Raw genomic sequence first — 22,537 nt, forward strand, 5'->3', positions numbered from 1 at the left:
AGAATGTAGCTCAAAACTACATCAGTAATTCACAAATCTCTTCACAACCGCTCCTTCTCTACCCAATGCCTGAACGATAAAAACGCCATTCACCAAAGATTCTGTTGGAAGAATTTGCATTTCATTTGGCTGCAATAAAAGATTTGTTTGCTTCAATAATTTTCCTGATAAATCGTAGATTAACAACTCAATGCGTGAATAAATCTGTCCTTGAAACAACAATTCGAGGGTTTGGTTGGCAGAAATGTATCGAATGTCTAATCCGTCTATGCCATAAGAGTCGTATTTTATGATGCGCTCTTTTTTTTCAGTTATTTGTAAGACTTCGTGTATTTGATTGATGGCAGGATTCAGCACTGTTTCCATTGTTTCTCCTGCCCAAAATATTTCCACTTTTTCTACAGCAGTTAAGTTTGCCAAACCAAAATGAAGAATAGACGAATTTTGAGAAGCATGACTGCTACCACCACTTACTTCCTGCAAAAACGTCCGTCCACCTGCATGTAAAAGCACCTTAGTTCCAAAAGCATCTCGGTTTGTCGCTTGCCCTTCCAGTCGAAAAGCTATCCAGTTTTGGTCGTTTGATTGGTTTTCGTAATACTGCAAAAAATTGGTGCCACTTGGAAACAAAATCTCATTGGTGACAGTCAGAATATCCAATTTGCCATCTCCATTGAAGTCAGCATGAATCGCCCCACGAGACAAACCTTCAAAACTCACCCCACATTCATCACTCTTATCTTCAAACTGATGCAAAGCATTTCCCATAAACAAACGGTCTTTTTGCTTTTTACCATCCCTATCCAAAGTCGAGCGTACATAACCATTAGCAACAAACAAATCCAAATAAGTATCATTGTTGGCATCTGCAAAAAAAGTTCCCCAACCTGTTGTGTAATTTCCTGACTCCTCTGAATAGACATCTTCGATAGACAATTGAGGAGCTTTGTTGAGGAATAGATTGTCCCCTTGATTTTCAAAAAAACGATTGTTAGCAATATTGGTCACATAACAATCCACATCCAAATCTTCGTCATAATCCCCCAATGCAATCCCCATTCCATACATAGCGGCATTCGTTCCCGAACTTTCGCTAATATTGGTAAAAGTAGGAGAAGGATGGTCGTTTCGATACATGATATTGGGTTCAATCCACTCTCCAAAATCATTGGCAAGTATCAAATCTGCATCTCCATCTCCATCCATATCAGCAGAAGTTGCAGCCAAAGTACAGGCATCATCGGTCAGCCCATAAACGGAAGAACGCTCCGAAAAGAATCTTTTATTGCTATTGATATACAACTGATTGCGCCCACATTCATGCTTAAATGCCACCAATTGTCCATTGTTCACAACCACATTGGGTACTTCCACATAATTTGAGACATACAAATCAAGTAAACCGTCTAAATTGGCATCAAAAAAATGTCCTCCCATACAAAAGGATTCATTGTACAAGCCTACCTCCACTGCAATGTCCTCATATTTTTGTTTGGCTATATTGAAGCATAAGAGCAAGTTTTTACTAAAACCACTGCTTTCGCCAACGGGTCTAACTGTTCCTACAAAAATTTCTCGAAATCCATCATTGTCTATATCGCCTGTTGTTACCGATGTTGTCACCACATTTTTGGTCAAAGCTTCAATTCCGTATTCCACGCTCACATTGGTAAAATTGCCCATTCCATCATTCAAAAATAAGGCATCTGCGCCTTGTCCACCAGTTACATAAAGGTCTTCATCGCCATCCTTATCTGCATCAAAAGCAGCAGCACCTCCTCCCATCAAAAATAATTCGTGGTGGATAAAATCTAAACCTACCTCTTGCGAACGTTCTTCAAAATGGGTTTGTGCCATTATTGTTTGAAATAAGAAAAGCAAGAAAAATGATTGTAGTATTTTGAACATATCTATTATTTTAATTTACCAACAATTTGAAGGTACGACTTCCTTCTTCTGCTGAAATTTTCAAAAGGTAAAGCCCTTTTTCTAAGTCATACCATTGAAGTGAGGAAGGCTGCAAATCGTAATCTTCTTGCCTAATCAATTTACCTTGTGTAGTTAATAGTTGCAGTTTGGTATTTTTCAATATTTCAGTACCCAAATAGTCCATTGAAATAGATCCATTTGAAGGATTGGGAGTAATCATAAAGAGCAACTTTGAAAGATGAATGTCTCTTATACTTGTATAAAGCATATTGGGCAAATCCATTGGCTCACAGACATCCATACCCAATTCTTCACCAATGCTTTTGAGTTGCCAAGCATCTAATTGTCGAATGTTTACTGAGCCTTGTGTTAGCTTCAAATCTACTTTATTGCTTTCTACTCTTGAAGGGTACACCCGTGCCGAAAAAACCACCAATTGATCAATGAATACTTCGAGTGTAGAATGGTCCAGAAAAATATGCACCTTCAAAGTGTTGTCTGGTGAGAATATATAATTGGCAGTTCGTTTGTCCTCCAAAGTCTGCGAAAGAGAAGATTCTAAGCGGTTTAGAGAAATCGTATTTGTCGAAAAATCAAACTCAATGGCGGTCTTCTCCAAGTTGTCTAAGTTTTTGTACACTTCAATAGAAAATTTGGCATCGGAAGAAGCTTCAATATCAAAAAGCAATTCTGTTTGTGTTCCTGCAATTTCAGGTAGATTGTTAAAAGTGTTGAAGTTTATTTCTTTATCAAGAATCTGAGTGACTTCTCCCCGCAAACGACACAAATTTGGGTGCGGAATGTGTGCTATTTCCCCATCTTCCAACAAACGAATAAACCTCGGAATGCTAAAAGTTTGTCGCCAACCTGCTGCAACTTGATCTGCTACCGAACGGTCTTCGGGTATTATACCAATATAAGTCAATCGTTCTGCTTTGTCCATACCAATTGCAGGAGCTAATAGATTTTCGTTGATGAGTTCAAATTTTTTCGGGTTGGCGTTGTAGGGAATAAACCGCTCATTTTCAAACTTTCCAATCCAATACAATACTTGCGCTCGCTGATTGGCTTGGGGAGTTGGAGTGACTCCTAAAATGTAATCATTGTCATTGAGTGGCAAAAAGAAAGGCATTTCCCAAAAAACACCAGACCGACTGCTGATAATATCTCGGTAAAAGAAAGGCAATTCTACCCAATCCGTCAAGTTTTCGGAGCGATACAAAAACAGAATACCTCCTCCATTGTTGGGCACACCTGAACCGATAATCATATAATAAACATTTCCTTCTTTCCAGATATAAGGGTCTCGAAAATCAGTATTAGAGAGAATAGTTGGAGCTTTTGCAATGACGGGATTTTGTCCATATTTTTCCCAATTTACCAAATCATTGTCTTGTGAAAATGCCATACCAATACCCGCTTTTGCACCATCTACACCTGTATAAGCAATCACAGGAACACCGTTTTCATCCTTGATGGTTGTTCCTGACCAAGTACCAAAATTGTCAAATCCTGGCATTTCATCGGGTGCTAATGTTATTTTTTCTTCTGTCCAATTCACCAAATCGGGGCTACTCAAATGCCCCCAGTGCATAAAATTTAGATAAGGGCCATTGGGGTTTTTCTGAAAAAATAGATGGTACTTGTCTTCAAAATAAGTCAAGCCATAGGGTTCATTTGCCCATGCAGTATTGGGCATAGAGTGGTATTTGGGGCGGAGATGATCCCCTATGTGTCGAATGTTGGGATCAATGGTCAATTCTGAAACCATATTGGCGTAAAGTTGATAATGATTGATTAGGTCTTCACTTGAAAGTATTTCATTGTAAATCAACAACTCATCTATTGCACCATTGGAGGCAGAAATAACAAATTGGTCAAACTGGATGCGATTCGTTTGACGACCAATATACAAAGGTTCTGTTGCGGGTGTTAAAACGGTGTGTGCACCCAAATTTTTGGTTGCCCATTCTTCCCCATTGACGTAAATTTTAGCCACCTTGCTCTCTAAATCTGCCGTTGCTACAATGTGGTTCCACTTGTATTTCTCAATTTTTTGGTCAGAAATCAACACATAAAACTGTCCATTGGCATGAAATGCCCAGATGATTTTACCAAATTTATCTACCTCCAATGAAAACCCCGTACCTCCTCCAATCTTACTTATGAGTCCACCGTTTGCCGCTGCAAAAGCTTCGGTCGCATACCACAATTCTATGGTCATTTTGTTGGTAATACCTGGAATTTGGTAGTTGGGTTTCTCTATCCAAGTCGTCCAACCGTCAAGTCTCAAAGCGTTTCCTTTTACACCTTCAATACGTTCGGGACGATTGAAGTGATTGGCGATGGCAAATTCAACCAAGCTGACCGAGTCTATCGTTGTGCTTACCCCTGTTTCCTCTTCAAAATTGAATTGAAGGACTTGCGCCCATCCTAAATTTGAAAATAAGACCAATAAAATAATTATGTATGTAGTGTTTTTCATTTTATATATTTTATTTTTCAAATAATTGCAATTCCCCATTGTTATTGGCTACCAAAACCCCCCAACGCATTTTTCCCAAAGCCACTTTTTTCATCCGAATTACATCATTTGGAACAAAAAAACCACTTTCTGAAACCGTCAATGGTTTGAAGTTGCCTTTTTGGTCTGCCAAAAATACCAAACCTATCCCTGCATCAGCACGGGTCGTTTCTACTTCTGCTGCATAGTGATTTCCTCCCAAAACGAGGTCTTTGATTTCATCGCCGTTTACATCTTCAATAACTATTCCCTTGATGGGAAAAGTTTGTGCTTGAATTGGTAGATATTGGATGGTGAAATGATTGCCTTCATTGATTAACACCACACTTTCAAAGATATGTGCATCGTATGTCAATGCTTTTTGGAGGTTTTCTTTGCCGTAGATATCTGTAATATTCGCATCGGCAAAGGCATTGAAGGTGGGAAATTTTTCAGCTAAACTGGGTGTTTGCACAGAAGAACACATTTTCCCTCGAATGGGCATATAGTCCCCCGCTACTTCTTTGGTTAGCACAATTTCTACCGTACCACTTTGGTCAAAATCTCCTGCATATACCTTAAAAGGTTGTTCTTTGGAGGTGTGAAATTTGTAGTTCAAGCCCAAATTTCCAACCACAAAATCCGTATCTCCGTCTCCATCTATGTCCTCTGCCGCAATTCGATTCCACCAACCTCTTGTTTCATTCAAACCCCATTCATCTGTTGCCAATTGCATTTTACCATTGTTGTTAATCAATACTTCTATCCGCATCCATTCACCTACGACCAACAAATCATCGTCTTTATCTCCATCTAAGTCTTGCCATATCGCATCAGTGACCATACCGATTTTTTGCAGTTCGTCCGTAGTCACTTCTTCAAATTTACCTTTTTCATTCTTCATCAAATAACTTCGGGGAGGATACGGATATTGATTGGGTACAATGCGCCCTCCTACAAATAAATCTAAATCACCATCTCCATCAAAATCATTAGCAGCCACTTTGCCTCCACTTGCTTCTATCGTTGGTAAGGCATTCGGAGATTCCGAAAATTCACCTTTTTCATTGAAGTAAAGTCTATCTTGGTATTTTGGACTGCTCAAACCAAATTCGCTTCCTCCACTGACCACATACAAATCTTGGTCTCCATCTCCATCCGCATCAAAAAACAATGCATCTATATCTTCAAAATCCTTGTCTATTTCAAAGGCTTGTACCTCTATTTTCTGAAATTTAGCTGTTTCATTTTGAAGGTATATAGCTCCAGATTGTTGGTATGCACCTCCTACATAGAAATCCTCCAAACCATCTCCATTCACATCTCCAACTGCCAATGCAGGCCCGTTGGTAGATTCACGGTGCGGGAGCAATACTTGGTTTTTGTAGTCATCAAATTCATTTTCACGATGCACAAAGGCAGGAGAAATATTGTTGGTTTTATCTTGAAAAATGGTAGCAATAGGCTGTTTTTCAACCGTATTTTCTTTGGCGTTTTCATACGCTATGACCAATACTTGATTGGTTTTAACATTTTCCATCCGACTTATTTCACCATCCAACCAATGGACTTCTACCAAGGGAACTTCGGTCAAAAGTGATGTGCCAAAATGTAGTGTGCTTTCAGAATTGGACAAATAACCTCTTGTGGTAATCGCTTCTTGAAACTGTAATAGTGCCCCATTTTCATCCTTCAAATAGACCTTCGCATTTTGTGATTGCAGCTGTTTGTTTCCCTGCAATTGGATGCGTAAGTAGGTGTTTTGCAATAGTTCACTTTTGTTTTCCATCAAAAAAGCAGGGCTATCAGAATTATTCGTCACAATGTCTAAATCCCCATCATTGTCCAAATCTGCTACCACACAACCGCTTGAAAAAGATAGTGTATCCAAGCCCCAAGCCTTTGATACATCCGAAAAGAGAATGCCTGATTGCCCCTTGTTATGGTACATAAAATTTTGGGCTTCCCCCGATGGCAAATCATTTAATAAGTCTTCTAATTTTTGAGGAAAATTCTTGGTTCGATACCGCTCTTCAATCTTGGTGTTAAAATCTTGGTCGGTGACATATTTTTTCAATCCATTGGTGATGTAGATATCTTTGTAGCCATCATTATCGAAATCGGATAAATGCCCCGCCCAACTCCAATCGGATTTTGCCACTCCAGCCAATTCTGCCATTTCACTGAAAGGTATAACTTCTTGACTGGGATTTTGATTGCCTCCATTGTTCAATTGCAGCATATTGTGACCATATTGATAATTGTAGCCCCATTCAATGGATGTTTTAAATGCCACCGCATCCACCATTGCCATAGAGGTTTTACTGCGTTTGTAATCCTTGGGCATCATGTCCAAAGACAACAAATCTGTCAAGCCATCATTGTTGATATCTCCTGCATCCGAACCCATACTGAACAAAGCGGTGTGCTTAAAATACTCTTTGCTTTGTTCTTTGAAAGTGCCATCGGCTTGATTGATATACAGGTAATCAGGGGTTACAAAATCATTTCCAATGAAAATGTCTGTCCACCCATCATCGTTGAAATCTACAGATAATACGCTCAGTCCAAAACCAATATCTGATAAAATTCCTGCTTCGGCAGATACATCCGTGAACGTATTGTTGCCATTATTTCGATATAAAATATCATTGGAGTTGAGTTTTTTGAAACCTTCTTCTTGGTGGAAATAATCCATTTTTCCCATTTTGCGGGTATAGGAAAAGTCGGTGGTGGTGTTGATTAAAAACATATCCAAATCACCGTCCTTGTCGTAATCGAAAAAAGTAGATTGAACAGAATTTCGAGGGTCGTCTAAACCATATTTTGCAGCAGATTCAGTAAATGTTTCATCTCCATTGTTGATATAAAGTAAATTGCGTTTGATAAAATCTTCTTCATACCAACCTGAACGACAAACATAAATGTCTAAAAATCCATCTTGATTGATGTCTATCATGTTTACACCCGTTCTGAATCCTTCGCTGATGCCTACTCCTGCTTTTTCGGTAATGTCTTCAAATTGTAGGTTGCCTTTGTTGAGATAAAGTTTGTTTTGACCAAAATTAGCATTGAAGTACAAATCTTGTAATCCATCCTTGTTGATATCGCCGACAGCTACACCTGCTCCCATATACAACTGCATGAAAACAAAATAATTGATGGTTCGATTTTCTATAATAAAGTTATTGAAATCAATCCCAGACTTTTCAGATGGAATGAATTCAAAAAGTTTTATACTTGTCGCATCTTCCACCAGATGTTCTTGTTGGCAAGACATTGCAGTAAACAGTAACAATATGTATAAAACTAATTTTTTCATTTTTTTTTATTCTTGATTGTTTCAATAAAAATGCTGCTTTAAGTAGTCAAACAACTGTTTATCAGCGCGTTTTTTCATTTTAATTTTTATTCCTTACTTATCTTCTTTTCTATTAGCTCCAAAAAACCTTTGTTCTTTGCAAATAACCAAGCTTCTTTGTGGTTTGCCAATTGAATAGCGGCTCCTTTTTTCACATCTCCCTTCAAATACAAGCCGCTTTCAAAAGGAGGTAAAACCTTGAAAAAACCTTTGGTATCATTCAACAAAACCAATCCATAACTTGCATCATTTCTTGGCGTTTCGACTTCGGATTGATAGAGGTTTCCTGCAACAATCACATCATCAAAACCATCCTCGTTCAAATCAGCAACTTCCACCACATTGATAGCTGAAATTTGAGCCAGATTTGGTAGCGCATGAAGTCTAAAAGTACCGTCCCCTTTGTTTTCAAAATACGTGGAAGCAAAAGTCTTGGCAGCGTAATGAATGGCATTTTCAAAGGCAGCTTCACCATAAACTTCCTTCAAAGTTGCTTTGGCAAAAGAATCATAGGTCGGAAATTTTTTCTTTATATCGGGAATTTGCTGTGAACTACATTCTCTCCCTCTTAGCGGAAACAAATTGCCTTCATTGTAGTAACCGAGAGCAATATCCAAGTTTCCGTTCTCATCAAAATCACCTGCATATATTTCAAAGGGCGATTCCTCAGAAGCTTTGTATTTATAATTCAACCCTAAGTTCCCTGCAATGAAATCCATGTCGCCATCCTTGTCAAAATCCGCAGATTGAAGACTGAACCACCAACCTGTCGTATTCGCTAAACTTGGAGTTTCTAATTTTTCGAATATGCCATTCTTTTGTTCAAATATAACAATTGGCATCCATTCACCCACTAACACTAAATCCAAATTTCCATCTGCTGTCATATCCACCCAGTTGGCATCTGTTACCATGCCAATGTCTTTCATAGTTGGACATATATCCCCTGTCACATTTTTGAAAATTATTTTTTCTTTTGTGCTTAGATTTTTCAAAATCAAGCTACTGGTAGGTTTAGGGTATTGCTGTGGTAGCAATCGTCCTGCAATAAATAAATCTGTTTTGCCGTCTTTGTCATAATCTGCTGCAATCACTTTTCCCCCGCTGCTGTTGATGTATGGAATAGCAGTATTTTCAAAAACACCTTTTCCGTTGTTGAGATACACTCGGTCTTGATAGTCCAAATGAAAGTTTTCTTTTTCATTTCCTCCACTTACTACAAACAAATCCATATCTCCGTCATTTTCCACATCAAAAAAGAGTGCATCTGTATCTTCAAAGCGTTTGTCTTGTGCAGTAAATTTGGTATTTTGCTTTTTAAAAGTACCATCCAATTGTTGGAAAAATAGGCTACCTTCTTTGTCCATTGCCCCTCCCACATAAAAATCTTCTAAGCCATCACCATTTACATCTGCAACGGCTAAAGCTGGTCCCAACTCGGATAATTTGTGTGGTAACAGGACTTCCTTTTCAAAGTCATTGTAGTCGTTTTCGAGGTGTTGGTGCTGCAATTTTGCTGCTTTGGTTCTGTTTGATACCAAAAATGGCTTGTTTACAGTTGTCGATTTTGAGTTTATTGCATCCCCATAATTTATCTTCAATTTCTGATTAGTAGCCACATTGGTTAGCAATTGTTTTTTACCATCTGGCCAATCTATTAGGATAGTATCAATCTTTTTCTGCACACCTACTCCAAAATGCAATAGAGGCTCTACTGAAGACATATATCCTCTGCTCAAGTGCATTTCATGTGTTTGGATTTGCTTATTGTATTTTAGTGTCACCTTCGTTCCGATGCCCAATGTATTTTTGTCTGAACCTTTAAGTTGAATTTGAAGGAAGCGGTGAGAGGTCAATTCTTTCGCATGGTTTTGGTAAATAACCGTAGGTTCATCAGTCATATTGACGATCATATCCATGTCTCCATCTCCATCAAAATCGGCGTAAGCGGCTCCCGTTGCTACGTTTTCCCAATCCTTATTTGCCCAACTTTCGGATACGTTTTGAAATTGAAGCGTTTCTTTGTTTCTAAAAAAATAATTGCGTTTGGGACGAGTAGGCATTTTTCCCAAAACATCTTTGATGTATTGTTCTAAAAGTTGAGGGTTTTCTTTACCCTTCATTTGGCTTTGCATTTGCGCCAAGCGTTGTTTTTTGAAATTCAAAAAATCGTTGTTTCTAAAATCTCTTTTGATTCCATTGGATACAAACAAATCTCGAAATCCGTCATTGTCAAAATCTATTAATAGAGGCGACCAACTCCAATCGGTACTGGAAATTCCCGCCATTTGTCCAATTTCGGAAAAATATGGATAAGCATTTTCACCAGATTTTCCATTGTTCAGTTGCAGTGTGTTGAACATATATTGATAATGCAAGCCCAAATCTATATGCAGTTGAAAAATAGCAGGATTCATGGCCGACATACTGGTTTTGATACCATAATTGTCTTCCGAAACCATGTCCAATGATATTATATCCAACCATCCATCATTGTTAATGTCTGCAATGTCATTGCCCATTGCATAGTTGGAAGTATGATTGAGGGCTTCACGTGCTACTTCTGAGAATGTGCCGTTTTGGTTATTGATGTACAAAAAATCTCTTTCAGAAAAATCGTTGCAGAGGTAAATATCTGCCCAACCATCATTGTTCAAATCGCTTATTCCTATGCCTAAGCCATCTCCCAGAAGTGAATTTTTCATTCCCGCAGATGCTGAAATATCTTCAAAAACTCCCTTGTTGTTTTGAAACAAACGGTCACCCCACATTTCCGCCTTCGTTTGGCTAAAAGATGCTAAGTCGTCACTATTGTAAGGTTTTAATCCATAATTAGAAAAAAATACATCTAAATCACCATCCTTATCAAAATCAAAAAAGGCAGCCTGTGTAGTTGTGAAAGGTACATCGAGGTTGTACTTTTGGGCTTCTTCTTTGAAGGTGGGAATACCGTTTTTATTCAATCCTTGATTGATGTAGAGAAAATTTCGGGTAAATTCTTCGGTAAAAGCTCCTGATTTACAGAGGTAAATATCCAATAGACCATCTGCATTGATGTCCACCATTGAAGTACCTGTGTGATATCCTATTCCTCCCCATACGTTGGCTTCATGGGTGATTTCTTTGAATCGAAAATTTCCTTCATTGAGGTATAAACGATTGCTGTCTAAATTGGAAACAAAATAAATGTCTGGTAATTCATCGCCATTGACATCGCCAACGGCTACACCTGCTCCATTGTAGTAATAATCGTGGAAAAGTGCATTCAGTTGTAAGGTTTCTTTGACTTCGTTGTTGAAGGTAATTCCTGTAGTATCTGATTTCAGAATAGAGAAAAGGGGCAACATAGAGGTATCCTGAACTTCTTCTTTTTGGCAGGCAAATAAGAAAAAGTTGATGAAAATGGAAATACACACTAGGTAGTTAAGCCCCTTTGACATGATTATTGGTAATGTTAAAAAAAATAAGAGCAAGTCAAACGAAAGCATGAATCATACTTATTCAACTTGCTCACAATCCAATTACTTCTTATTAATTCTGAATCAAATAATTGATGGTGTTTCTTGCCATTCTGTTTAAGTTAGATTGGTAAAGATTGTTTCCATCTGGGCTGAGTTCGGAGGTAGAACCATCTACACCTGCTGCATTCATATTGAATTCAGCACCACCAACACCATTGTAAATGGCACGTCCTTGAAACTCATCATTGGGTAAAAACTCCAACATACCTGCTACTCGGTAATCATTTTGCCAATCCCAAGAACCTAACCAAACAACATCGAATTCACTCGTAAATTCATCATAAATCCTTTGTACTGGTTGATCAAATGGTTCGCCGTAATAATCTGCAATTCTATCCATCATATAGTTTCGATCCTCTCTCCATCCTGGACTCAAAAGTTTGATCCATTTTTGAGTGCCATTGTCTTCAAATGGAACGCCTGCAAAAATAGGGTGTCCACTCATATCTTGACTACGATCACCACCTGGTGTCACTCCCAAGCCCCATGTATCAGGATTGTCACTTCCAGCACCACCGCCTCCAATTGCAGGGCCTAAAATGGTACTTGTAGGCATACGACCAGTGAGAAAAATCATTTGACAACCATATTGATACAAATAGAGGTTGCCTCCTGCTTTGTACCAGTTTGTAATCGCTCCTAATACGTCTGGATCAGTAGCCATAGGGGGTGTCCAATAGGCGCGATTCACTGGATCACCATCCAACAACCACCAAAGCACTTTGATATCATTCAAAACAGTTGGATTTGCTTTGATGTCGTCAAAACTAATGAATCTTGCCACATCTGCATTAAAATTGCTGAAAAACCAATTCGCAGCAGCTTTTTCATCATCATCACTAATATCGCCTCTTGTAGCAGCATGACTTAAAAAGCCAGTAACACAAAGCACTTCTGCTTCTACTTTCCAAGTGCTGAATAAATTTCCACTGACTAAGGTATATTCCACTGTGGTGGATAAATTCACATTAGTAGCAGAAGCTGGTGTAACAGAACTCCCCGAAGACACCGTAAAAGTAGGCGTGATGCTTGTCAAGTCTGTACCACATGCCACAGAGATATTGATAGTTTGTTTGCTGTTGTCAATCACGACATTTTGAGCACCAGGAATGGTAAAATCCGTTATCAACAATTCCTTGTTTGGATTGATGTCCAATGTAGTATCGGGTAAAGTTGTTTTTTCACAACTGTAAAAAACGCAGGTGAAAAATGCTGTTATGAACAGCAGTAAGAGAAATTTTATATGTTTCATTATAAAAAATATTTTTGTTAAGAATTAATAGCCAGAGATTTGCTGATACAATCCGCCACTCAAATTGATTTGGGTTTGTGGAATGGGCATATACTCATGTTTGCCCGCTTGAAAACTTGCATCATTCAAATATTCCCTTCTTGTTCTTTCGACAGCTAAATATTGGTCTATCCATTGCTTGGCAATACCCCAACGCACTAAATCAAAGAAACGGTGTCCTTCTAAGCCTAACTCTAAACGGCGTTCCATTCTAAGTGCTTGGCGAGCAAAATCCTGTGACCAATTAGACCCATCATATAGTCCAATGTTGTAGATAGAAGCATTGTTCAGACGAATTGTACTGTTTCCTGCTCTTTGGCGAATTTCGTTGATGATAGGCAACGCCTCTGCTTGTCGCCCCAATTCAATCAAAGCTTCCGCCTTCCACAACAAAACATCTGCATACCGAATCAAGACCGTATTTTTTGATGTGATGGTGAAAGGACCGTTTGCAGCCCTACAAACGCAGTCAGGATGCTCCAATTCTTTCATTGAACCAAAACTTCCATATACGTTGGGTGCTCTTGCCCATGTATCACCTTGAACAATTAAAGTCGGGTCGTATTTGAAGGGTTTGCCATCCATATATACCGTGTGGTCTAAACGTGGATCAACGGAATCAGTAGCTTTATTGTAGTTAAATTCATTGAATGTGTCAAAAAGTGGCAGCCCAGTGTTACTTGTTTTGAAAGAGTTTACAAAATTATCCGTTGGAACATGAAATCCACAGCAACCAAATTGTGCAGATTGTGGATAATTCAAAGCCGAAGACCAAGTACCACGACCATCTGGAGAACCATCATCAATAGAGCGTTGGATAGCAAAGACCGATTCTGATCCATTTTCAAATTGAAAAAGAAAATTCTCAGCATAATCACCTGCCAAACCGTATTGTCCAGAAGCAATAACCTCATCTACCAAACTCACTACTTCATTCAATTTTTCTTGGTTGATATTAACCACAGCATTGTTATCGTCCTGTTCGTAGGCTTGGTACAACAAGGTTTTTGCTAAGTAAGATTTTGCAGTAAATTTATTGCTCCTTCCTACTTCAGACTGAGAGGGAGGTAAGTTATCTGCTGCAAACCTGAAATCTGCTGCAATTTTATCCCACAATTCTTGATCGGTTAGTGCCACATTGGATACCTGTAATATTTCTTCAGCAGGGGTATTTTCATCAATATAAGGGACTTGTTTGTGGTGAATTTTTAAATCAAAATAGAAATGCCCTCTCAAAAAACGCATTTCTGCTTGACGAACTGTTTTCAATGGAAAGACAGCAGGATCTACTTCATTCAATACACTCAATGCCGTATTGCAGCGAGAAATACCTGTAAAAATACGCTCCCATTTTTTGTTGTTCAAGTCAATCAAATCAGGCGGAAAAGTACTCATGTCTGCAATTATTGGCTGATATACAGACAAGGCATGATACGAAAAAATATCACCAGGGCCATTACCCCCTTTGTGCGAATCACCAGCTCTTAGATTACCAGTGGGCCATAAAAAATTGGGTGCCGTGTAGTGGTCATTACCCAACCAAGAATAGGCGGCAATTACCAAAGCATCTGCATCTTGTGTAGCCTGTTCAAAACTCAGGACTTCTTTGGGTTCTACCTCCAAAAAGTCTTTGCTACAAGCCACAAACAGGATAGCTACTAGCAGGATAATTAAATATTTATTTATATTTTTCATTTAATTTATTGTTTACTAAGTTATTTTTAAAATCATCAAGTCTAAAGCACTTTAGCTTTAAAAAGTCAAGTTAAGCCCTACAGTAAACCTTTTGGGAACAGGGAAAACTGCATTAGGAGTTTCGGGGTCTTGAGCAACTGTTTCAGAAGGCTTGATAGTCAAGATGTTTTGTCCTTGCACGAAAAAACGTGCGCTCTGTAAACCAAATTTTTCGAGAAAATCTGCTTTTGGTGTGTAGCCAAAAGAGAGGTTGCGAAGTTTTAAGTAAGAACCTGATTCCCATAAGTAAGAAGATTCTCTGGCCTCGTTGTTGTTATCCACTAAAGTCAAAGCAGGGATAGAAGAACCTGTATTTTGAGGACTCCAAGCCTCCAATGTTCTGTCTCCATAGTTTGAACCCACGTTGACTGAAGTGAAATCGGTAAAGATTTTAAAGCCATTTTTGATTTGGCCTCCAGATACTCCTTGAAAGAAGACTCCTAAATCAAAACCTTTGTAATCCAAGCTTAGGTTTAGTCCATAAATAAAGTCTGGATTGTCAAAAATGGCAAAGAAATCTTGGTCATTTTCGTCAATTACTCCATCCTCGTTCAAGTCTTTCCATCGAATCCGTCCTACACCTGCACCTGTTTGAGTAGCGTGACTTTCTACTTCTGCTTCGTTCTGAAACAATCCATCTGCAATGAATCCATAAACAGAGTTAACAGAACGTCCCAAAATCGTTTTATCTTGACCATTACCAGGGAAAGAGTTGACGACTTGGCTCGGTAAAGAAACGACCTCATTGGTTGCAGTTGATAGGTTTCCTTGAATATCAAAACCCAATTGTCCAATTTTGTCTTGGTAGCCCAACACAAATTCCCATCCACTGTTTTCGACCGTACCACCATTTACAATTCTTTGTGCTCCCTCTCCTTCTGTTGCTAGTGGTCGAGTAGCGGTTAGAATATCCTTGGTTTCTTTGGTGAAATAATCTACACTTCCAGATACTTTGTAATTGAAAATATTGAAGTCCAATCCAAAATTGGTTTGAGTAGAAGTCTCCCACTTCAAATCAGGGTTGGCACTTTGGGTTCTGGCAAATCCAGAAGGCAATGTACCTGAATTTGCTCCGCTAATATCGTAGGCAGTACCATTATCTTGTTGAGTCGTAAACAGAGAAGTCGTAGCATATCGAGGTTCAAAAATGGAAAGGGCAGCACGGGTGCTGATTTCTTGGTTACCATTTTGTCCCCAACTACCTCTGATTTTTAAGAAGTCAAAAAGACCATTGCTCAGAAAACTTTCCTCGCTAATAACCCATCCTATTGAAGCTGCGGGAAAAGTTCCCCAACGATTATTTTCTCCAAAGCGAGAAGATCCATCACGTCGAACCGTTGCAGACAATAAGTATTTGTTGGCAAGGCTGTAGTTGAATTTACCGAAGTAGGAGTTCAAAGCCCATTCGTCACCTGTTCCATACACCAATTGCCCAGCAGTACTTTGGTTCAAATAAGCAAAATTGCGATCTTGAGAGGCAAATCCTTGGGCAATACCTTCAAAATACTCTTTGGTGAATTTGATGGCTTCGGTACCAACCAACACATCAAAGTTCATGTTGTCGTTCAAACTGAATTTGTAGTTAGCAGTATTTGACCAAACCCAGTTGCCTTGTCTATTGTGTTGGGTACTCAATCTATCCTCAAAATTGAGACTTCCTGCAGTGAAAGCTTTGGTAAAATTTCGATAGTAGAAAAAAGCATAATCTACTCCAAAACTTGATTTTAGGTTAAGCCCTTCAATGGGTACGTAGTTCACAAATATATTTCCAAGCGCCCTGTTATAGTTGTTCGTATTGTCTTTGTTCATTTCGATTAAACGAACAGGATTGTCTCTATCCGTAATACCGCCCGTAGGACCACCCCAACCAACACCATCTACTGTATGTATAGGTACAATGGTTTGTTGTTCGATAGACAACCCAATTGCCCCTTCTGCAATATCGTTTACTTGATTGGCTTGTTGATTCGTTACTGTGAAGTTTTCACCAATCGTTAATTTATTTGGAACAATATCGTATTCCGAGTTCATTCTTATTGCAATACGTTCAAATTCTGATTCCTTGACAATTCCTTCGTGGTTATAGTAACCTGCTGATAGGTAGTATCTTCCTCGCTCAGAAGCATTAGAAACAGATAGATTGTAATCTTGAATCACCGAATTTTGACTGATTTCATTAAACCAGTCTGTATTGGCAGGATTCATGGTTTGAAGTCCATCAATAAATTGTGGTAGCAATATGTTATTGAGCTGAGGATTATCAAAATCACCATTCCATTCGTACTGATACAATGGACTTGCGTTGTTTGGATTTGTGCCATCGTTTACTGCTGCTTGAAAAATAACTTGTGCTCTTTGTTCAGTATTCAATGGATTCACTTGAAAATCAAAATTTTCGACCGAAACATTGGCTCTTAAATTGACTTTCAATCCATTACTCCCATTTTTGGTAGTAATGATAATCACACCATTTGCAGCTCTTGAACCATAGATACTGGCAGAAGCTGCATCCCTCAACACCTGCATAGACTCAATGTCATTGGGGTTCAATTCGTGCATTCCTGATAAGGTGGGAATCCCATCAATTACGTACAAAGGATCATTAAAACCTAAGCGTCCTAAACCAACCCCTCTGATTCGCACAGCAGCTGTTGAGTTTGGATTACCATTGGTGAATACCTGTACGCCAGGGATGCGTCCTTGTATATTTTGAATCGGATTACCTGCGGGAAGCGATTCAATGTCTTTCAGTTCAACGGGTGTAACCGCACCTGTCAAATCTGCTTTACGTTGGGTGGAATAACCCACTACTACTACTTCATCTAGCTCTGCTCCCGCTTTCATGCTTACATTCACACTGTTGATTCCTACAATGGACACTTCTTGTGGAGTGTATCCAATATAAGTAATGGTGAGCGAACTGGCATCATTAGGAACTTCAAGAGAAAAGTTGCCATCGAAGTCTGTTGTTGTGCCTGTGATGGTACCTGTAATAACCACTGTGGCACCAACAAGTGTTTCTTTAGACCCTACATCCGTAACGGTTCCTGTAACAGTTCGCTGTGCATACAGGAACTGTAAGGAAAAGAGGAGTGCAGAGAAAATTAGTAATTTAAGTTTCATGTGCATTGTATTTAGTTAATAATAAAATGTTGATATTTTGCCGTATCTTCCCAGTTCCCATAAGAGATTACATTGTCATTAGTATAATTTAATTCCTTTGAGGAAGAGGTTAGAGTAGGCTATCGTTTTAAGGATTTGCGGTTGAACTTGCCCGCCAAATATTTTTCAATTCATAAATATTTCCTTCCTTCAATTCAATTCCTTCACCTTCAACGTATAATTGCAATTGGGTGAAATCTTCATTTGGAAAAAAGAGATCAGTCAATACAGTAGCACCATTATCAGCGAATAATTCTACAGAGCCTAAATCAAAAAATAGGTGTAAACGAATAGTCTTGCTGTCAGAAATTCTTGGAGCGGTGTGTACTTTTGAAGCAAACTTATCTGAAAAATCCACTTTTCCCGATTTGGTTCGGTCGCTGTAAAATTGCTGGGTGGCGGAATTGTATCCTATTTTGTAAGTTTCTCCTTTTGAATTGCTTAGGGCAAAACCTACATCGGTAGGGGTATTCTTAGAAAGTGTATATTGGATATCTATTTCTATCATTGAAGGATTGAAGTCCATTTTTGCAGTTAAATCTTCTGAATTTTCTATGGTTTTTTTATCCAAAGTCATTTTTTTGCCTGTTCTCAACTTTTGAGTTTCTGCAATGGGATTAGAAAACAAGCGGATTCCCTTTGGAGTCTTTTGGAGGGTCAATGTGCGGGGCAAGGTCATTGCACTTCTCCAAACATCGGTGGGAACGACCTGTGCATATTCCCAATTGCTCATCCAACCGATGAACAATCGTCGTCCATCTTCTTTAGGAACATCTGACCAAGTAACTCCTGCATAGTCGTCTCTGCCATAATCAATCCACAGTATTTCCTTTGAATCATTGCCATTGGTGAAGTTTTTACCATCAAAATCTCCTATAAAATACTGGGTAGCAGAACCACTATTGGGGCCGCCCTTACCCAAGCTTACAATCAAAACCCACTTACTTTCGCTTGTTCCTTCAACTGGCAACTCAAACAAATCAGGACATTCCCACGGACGTGCTTGACTGCCATGCCCTAAGCCGAATTTACCTGTCAGTGTCCAATCCTTCAAATTAGGAGAATTGTAGAAATGAACCTTGTCTCCTGCTGCAAAAACCATTACCCAACGTTCGCTTGCTTCGTGCCACATGACTTTGGGATCTCGGAAATCTTTTATACCTGGGTTTGGAACTACGGGATTGCCCTCATATTTGGTCCAAGTGCGTCCTTTGTCGTTGCTATATGCAATGCCTTGTGTCTGAAAATCATTTTTACCTGCTTTTTCACCTTTCATATCGTGGTAGGTATAAATGGCTATCAAAGGTGCTTGTCCATTTTCGCCCAAACCACTTGTATTTTTCCAATCTACTACGGCACTTCCTGAGAAAATATATCCCAACGAATCAGGATATAAACCAATGGGTAAATGTTCCCAATGCAGCAAATCTTTGCTAACAGAATGTGCCCAGTGCATTGGCCCCCAAACAGTGCTATCAGGGTAGTACTGATAGAAAAGATGGTATTCTCCTTCAAAATAGACCATTCCATTGGGATCGTTCATCCACATTTTCTCAGGCGAAAAATGGTATTGAAGGCGGTGTGGCTCTGTGTAGAAATTTGCATCTACGGCAATTGCTGGCGAATCTTGCTCCATGATTTTTGTACTATCCTTTTCAGAATCCGTTTGTGATTGTTTGCAAGCAAATAAGCCAATCACGATAACTAAAAATACAGTTGTCAGTAGTAGATTTCTTTGGTTCATATTGATTTGATGTTTAGGCATATTTAAAATAGAGAGTTTCAAAAGCTTGCTTTCAAAACTCTCAAACATGATTTATGAAACTTTACGTTTATTATTTATACAGAACTAATTTTAAGACAATTCAATTTCAGCTACACTGTTTACAACTATATCAGGACTAAAAGCATAATTTGCTACATCTTCTTTTTTGGAAACTCCCGTCAAACATAGAATGGTGCGGTATCCCATCTGAATACCTCCTAAAATATCGGTATCCAAAGTATCTCCAATCATGGTTGTTTCTTCAGTCATTAGTCCCAATTCTTTACGGGCAGCTCGCATCATGACCGGACTTGGCTTGCCAACAGAAAAAGCCTTTCGACCTGTTGCCTCTTCCAACATGGCTACTACTGCTTTGATACCCAAATTATTCCAACCTTTCTTCTTAGGTGAAGGATCTAAATTAGTTGCAATCAGTTTGGCACCTGCTAATATCATATCTACGGCGTTGTTGACCATTTCAAGTGTAAAATTTCGACCTTCTCCTACTACTACAAAATCAGGATTTTGCAATACCAATTCATAACCATTTTTGTGTAAACTGGTCAATAAGCCTCCTTCACCCAACACATAAGCTGTTCCATGTGGCTTTTGGCGTGCCAAAAATCTTGCAGTTGCCATTGCGCTGTTGAAGACGTTTTCTTCTTGTGCTTCAATACCCAATCTTGCCAATTTATTAACCACATCACGGCGACTTCTTTGGCTGTTATTGGTCAAAAACAAGTAAGGTATTTTTTTCTCGTTTAGCTTATCAATGAACTCTTTCGCTCCTGGTATCAATGCTTCACCGCTATATATTACCCCATCCATGTCAATTAAGAATCCTTGCCTCATGGTGTTAATTTTTATTGTATATTATAAATAGTTATTTGCATTTTTCAATAAATTCATAAACGTCCTGTTCTGTGATTTTTGGAGTTCCTCCTTTTGAAGAAGCCACCAAACCACCCATAGCACACGCAAATTCGAGGCATGATTGAATATCATCTAAGTTAAACATTTTCTTCAAAAAAGCTGCTAAAAATGAATCACCACTACCAATTGTATCTACCACTTTTATTGGGAAACTGGATTGATGGTACATCTTATCTTCGTTCAAACAAACTGCTCCTTCTTTGCCTTTGGTCAATACGATGGTATCTATCCCAAATTTTTTAGAGACCAATTGAAGTACAGTTGTTACATCAAAATCTTCTAAATACCAATTTCCAATAATTTCTAATTCTTCATCACTCATTTTTACTACATTGGCAACTGATAAAAGCTTTTCAATTAATTCTTGAGAGTAAAAAGGTGAGCGAAGATTCAAGTCAAATATTCGCATTGGAGCCAGTTGTGCCAATGACATCAAGGTTTCTCTTGAGCCAACAGAACGACAGGCAAGGCTGCCAAATACTAAGGCATCTGCTTCTTTCACAGCTTTTTGTCTTGCTTCGTCCAGAGGAATGTTGTCCCATGCAACTGACGACACTATCTCATAAGATGGACTCCCATTTTCATCTAATTGAACATGAACTGTTCCTGTTGGAAGTGTATCATCTTGGGTGATAAAATCTGTAGGCAAGGAATGTTGTTGTAAAAATGCAATCAACTCTAATCCTAAATTATCTTTACCAACACTGCTAATCATTGAAGTAGAAATACCGAAATTTTGTAAGTGATAAGCTACATTCATAGGCGCACCTCCCGCTTTTTTACCACTAGGCAGTATGTCCCACAAAACTTCTCCGAAACAAATAATTTTTGTATTAAGCATTTTGTAATTTGATTTTCAATTTATTGTTTAATTAATTGTTGCTGTAAATCTTCCAATGAAACACCTTTCGTTTCAGGCATCATCTTCCAAACAAAAATCAATTGTAAACACATCATGAAAGCAAAAAATGCAAATACGGTTGCAGCTCCAATTAAGGTAAATAAAATGGGTACTAATGAAGGAATGACTGCTGCCAATACCCAATGTGTACTGCTTCCAAAAGCCTGCCCGTTTGCTCTTAAATGATTCGGAAAAATTTCAGAAATAAATACCCATATCACTGTTCCTTGTCCAATAGCATGGGCTGCAATGAACATGAATAAGAAGGTAGGTATTGCCATTCCTTTCCATCCAAAGCTAAATGCCATAGCCACCAAAGAGAGAGAAAGGATGTAGCCTATAGAACCAATATACATCAGTTGCTTTCGCCCCAAACGATCTATCAACGAAAGGCCAATAAGGGTAAAAACCATATTTGTAATCCCAATTCCTATGCTGCTCAAAAGGGCAGAACTGGCTTCTAATCCTGCTAATTCGAAAATCCTTGGGGCATAATACAAAAGCGCATTGATACCTGAAAACTGATTGAAGAAAGCAACCAAAAAAGCAAGCATTAGTGGGAAACGATATTTTTTATGAAAAATGGTTTCGGACTTGTTGGTATTCTCTTCTTCAGCTAAAATCTTGTCTATAATTGCCTCAATGTCTGTATCTGGATTGATTAACTTTAGTGTTTTAGCAGCTGCTGCCCTATCGTTCTTTTTGGTCAATAGCCAACGTGGACTTTTAGGTACAGTCAATACCATCAAGGTGTAAATAAAAGCAGGAATGGCTTCGACTCCAATCATCCAACGCCAAGCATCTACTTCAATGCCACTTAATAAGTAATTGGAAACAAAGGCAATGAGGATACCAAAGACGATATTGAATTGATACAAAGCTACCAATTTTCCTCTGTCATGGGGCGGGGCTATCTCTGCAACATAAGCTGGTGCAGCTATGGTTGAAACACCAACTCCTAACCCACCCAAGAAACGAAAGAAAGCAAATATCCAAGGATCACTTGCCAATGCAGAGCCAACTGCTGAAACAAAATAAAAAACACCTATCCAAAAGAGTGTTTTTTTACGCCCCAATTTATCAGTCGGAATTCCACCAAATAATGCTCCAATGACAGTTCCCCATAGTGCAGATGCCATGACTACAAATCCGTGAAAAAGTTCACCTTTATCCCAAAGTTGTTGTAGAGATAAATCGGCACCAGATATAACGACTGTATCGAAACCGAAAAGGAATCCTGCCAAGGCAACGGTGAGAGACCAAAAGATAATTTTGTAATTTTTCATAAAGCATTGCTTGTTTGCATTTGTTTGTAGCCCAAAATTATCTATAGAAAATGAAAATAGACTTAACTATTATTCCAAATAAACCTATAATTGTCGCAATTCTTAGAACCTTTATAAATTATTGACAATCATTAATATATGAAGTATATTC

11 protein-coding genes are annotated in these 22,537 nt (G+C 38.6%); all 11 read right to left on the reverse strand.

Translation table 11 applies throughout. From position 1 onward, the window contains the following. Positions 1–21 precede the first annotated feature (21 nt). Positions 22–1,857 carry an FG-GAP-like repeat-containing protein gene (locus tag R3E32_06165; GenBank protein MEZ4884308.1) on the reverse strand — a complete coding sequence of 612 codons (1,836 nt, stop codon included), beginning with the start codon at positions 1,855–1,857 and terminating at the stop codon, positions 22–24. Between the two features lie 61 nt (positions 1,858–1,918). Then, positions 1,919–4,414: a LamG-like jellyroll fold domain-containing protein gene (locus R3E32_06170; protein MEZ4884309.1), complete on the reverse strand. Its 2,496-nt coding sequence runs from the start codon at positions 4,412–4,414 to the stop codon at positions 1,919–1,921. A gap of 10 nt (positions 4,415–4,424) precedes the next feature. Then, positions 4,425–7,754 (reverse strand): VCBS repeat-containing protein, encoded by a 3,330-nt coding sequence (locus tag R3E32_06175; GenBank protein ID MEZ4884310.1) that lies wholly within the window; start codon positions 7,752–7,754, stop codon positions 4,425–4,427. An 86-nt stretch (positions 7,755–7,840) separates the two neighbouring features. Further along, on the reverse strand, positions 7,841–11,233 hold the full coding sequence (locus R3E32_06180) for a VCBS repeat-containing protein (GenBank protein MEZ4884311.1): 3,393 nt from the start codon (positions 11,231–11,233) through the stop codon (positions 7,841–7,843). 91 nt (positions 11,234–11,324) lie between these two features. Further along, on the reverse strand, positions 11,325–12,566 hold the full coding sequence (locus R3E32_06185) for a DUF4960 domain-containing protein (protein ID MEZ4884312.1): 1,242 nt from the start codon (positions 12,564–12,566) through the stop codon (positions 11,325–11,327). A gap of 24 nt (positions 12,567–12,590) precedes the next feature. Continuing rightward, the gene (locus R3E32_06190) at positions 12,591–14,300 is read right to left on the reverse strand and encodes a RagB/SusD family nutrient uptake outer membrane protein (protein ID MEZ4884313.1); all 1,710 of its coding nucleotides are present in this window, start codon (positions 14,298–14,300) and stop codon (positions 12,591–12,593) included. A gap of 57 nt (positions 14,301–14,357) precedes the next feature. After that, on the reverse strand, positions 14,358–17,462 hold the full coding sequence (locus R3E32_06195; GenBank protein ID MEZ4884314.1) for a TonB-dependent receptor: 3,105 nt from the start codon (positions 17,460–17,462) through the stop codon (positions 14,358–14,360). Positions 17,463–17,589: 127 nt separating this feature from the next. After that, positions 17,590–19,245, reverse strand: a complete 1,656-nt coding sequence (locus R3E32_06200) for a glycoside hydrolase family 32 protein (protein ID MEZ4884315.1) — start codon at positions 19,243–19,245, stop codon at positions 17,590–17,592. Between the two features lie 111 nt (positions 19,246–19,356). Then, the gene (locus tag R3E32_06205) at positions 19,357–20,118 is read right to left on the reverse strand and encodes an HAD-IIA family hydrolase (GenBank protein MEZ4884316.1); all 762 of its coding nucleotides are present in this window, start codon (positions 20,116–20,118) and stop codon (positions 19,357–19,359) included. A gap of 31 nt (positions 20,119–20,149) precedes the next feature. Beyond that, the gene (locus R3E32_06210; GenBank protein ID MEZ4884317.1) at positions 20,150–21,040 is read right to left on the reverse strand and encodes a carbohydrate kinase; all 891 of its coding nucleotides are present in this window, start codon (positions 21,038–21,040) and stop codon (positions 20,150–20,152) included. 20 nt (positions 21,041–21,060) lie between these two features. Beyond that, the gene (locus R3E32_06215) at positions 21,061–22,386 is read right to left on the reverse strand and encodes a sugar porter family MFS transporter (protein MEZ4884318.1); all 1,326 of its coding nucleotides are present in this window, start codon (positions 22,384–22,386) and stop codon (positions 21,061–21,063) included. Positions 22,387–22,537 lie beyond the last annotated feature (151 nt).

The sequence above is a fragment of the Chitinophagales bacterium genome (assembly GCA_041392475.1).
Lineage (GTDB): Bacteria > Bacteroidota > Bacteroidia > Chitinophagales > UBA2359 > JAUHXA01.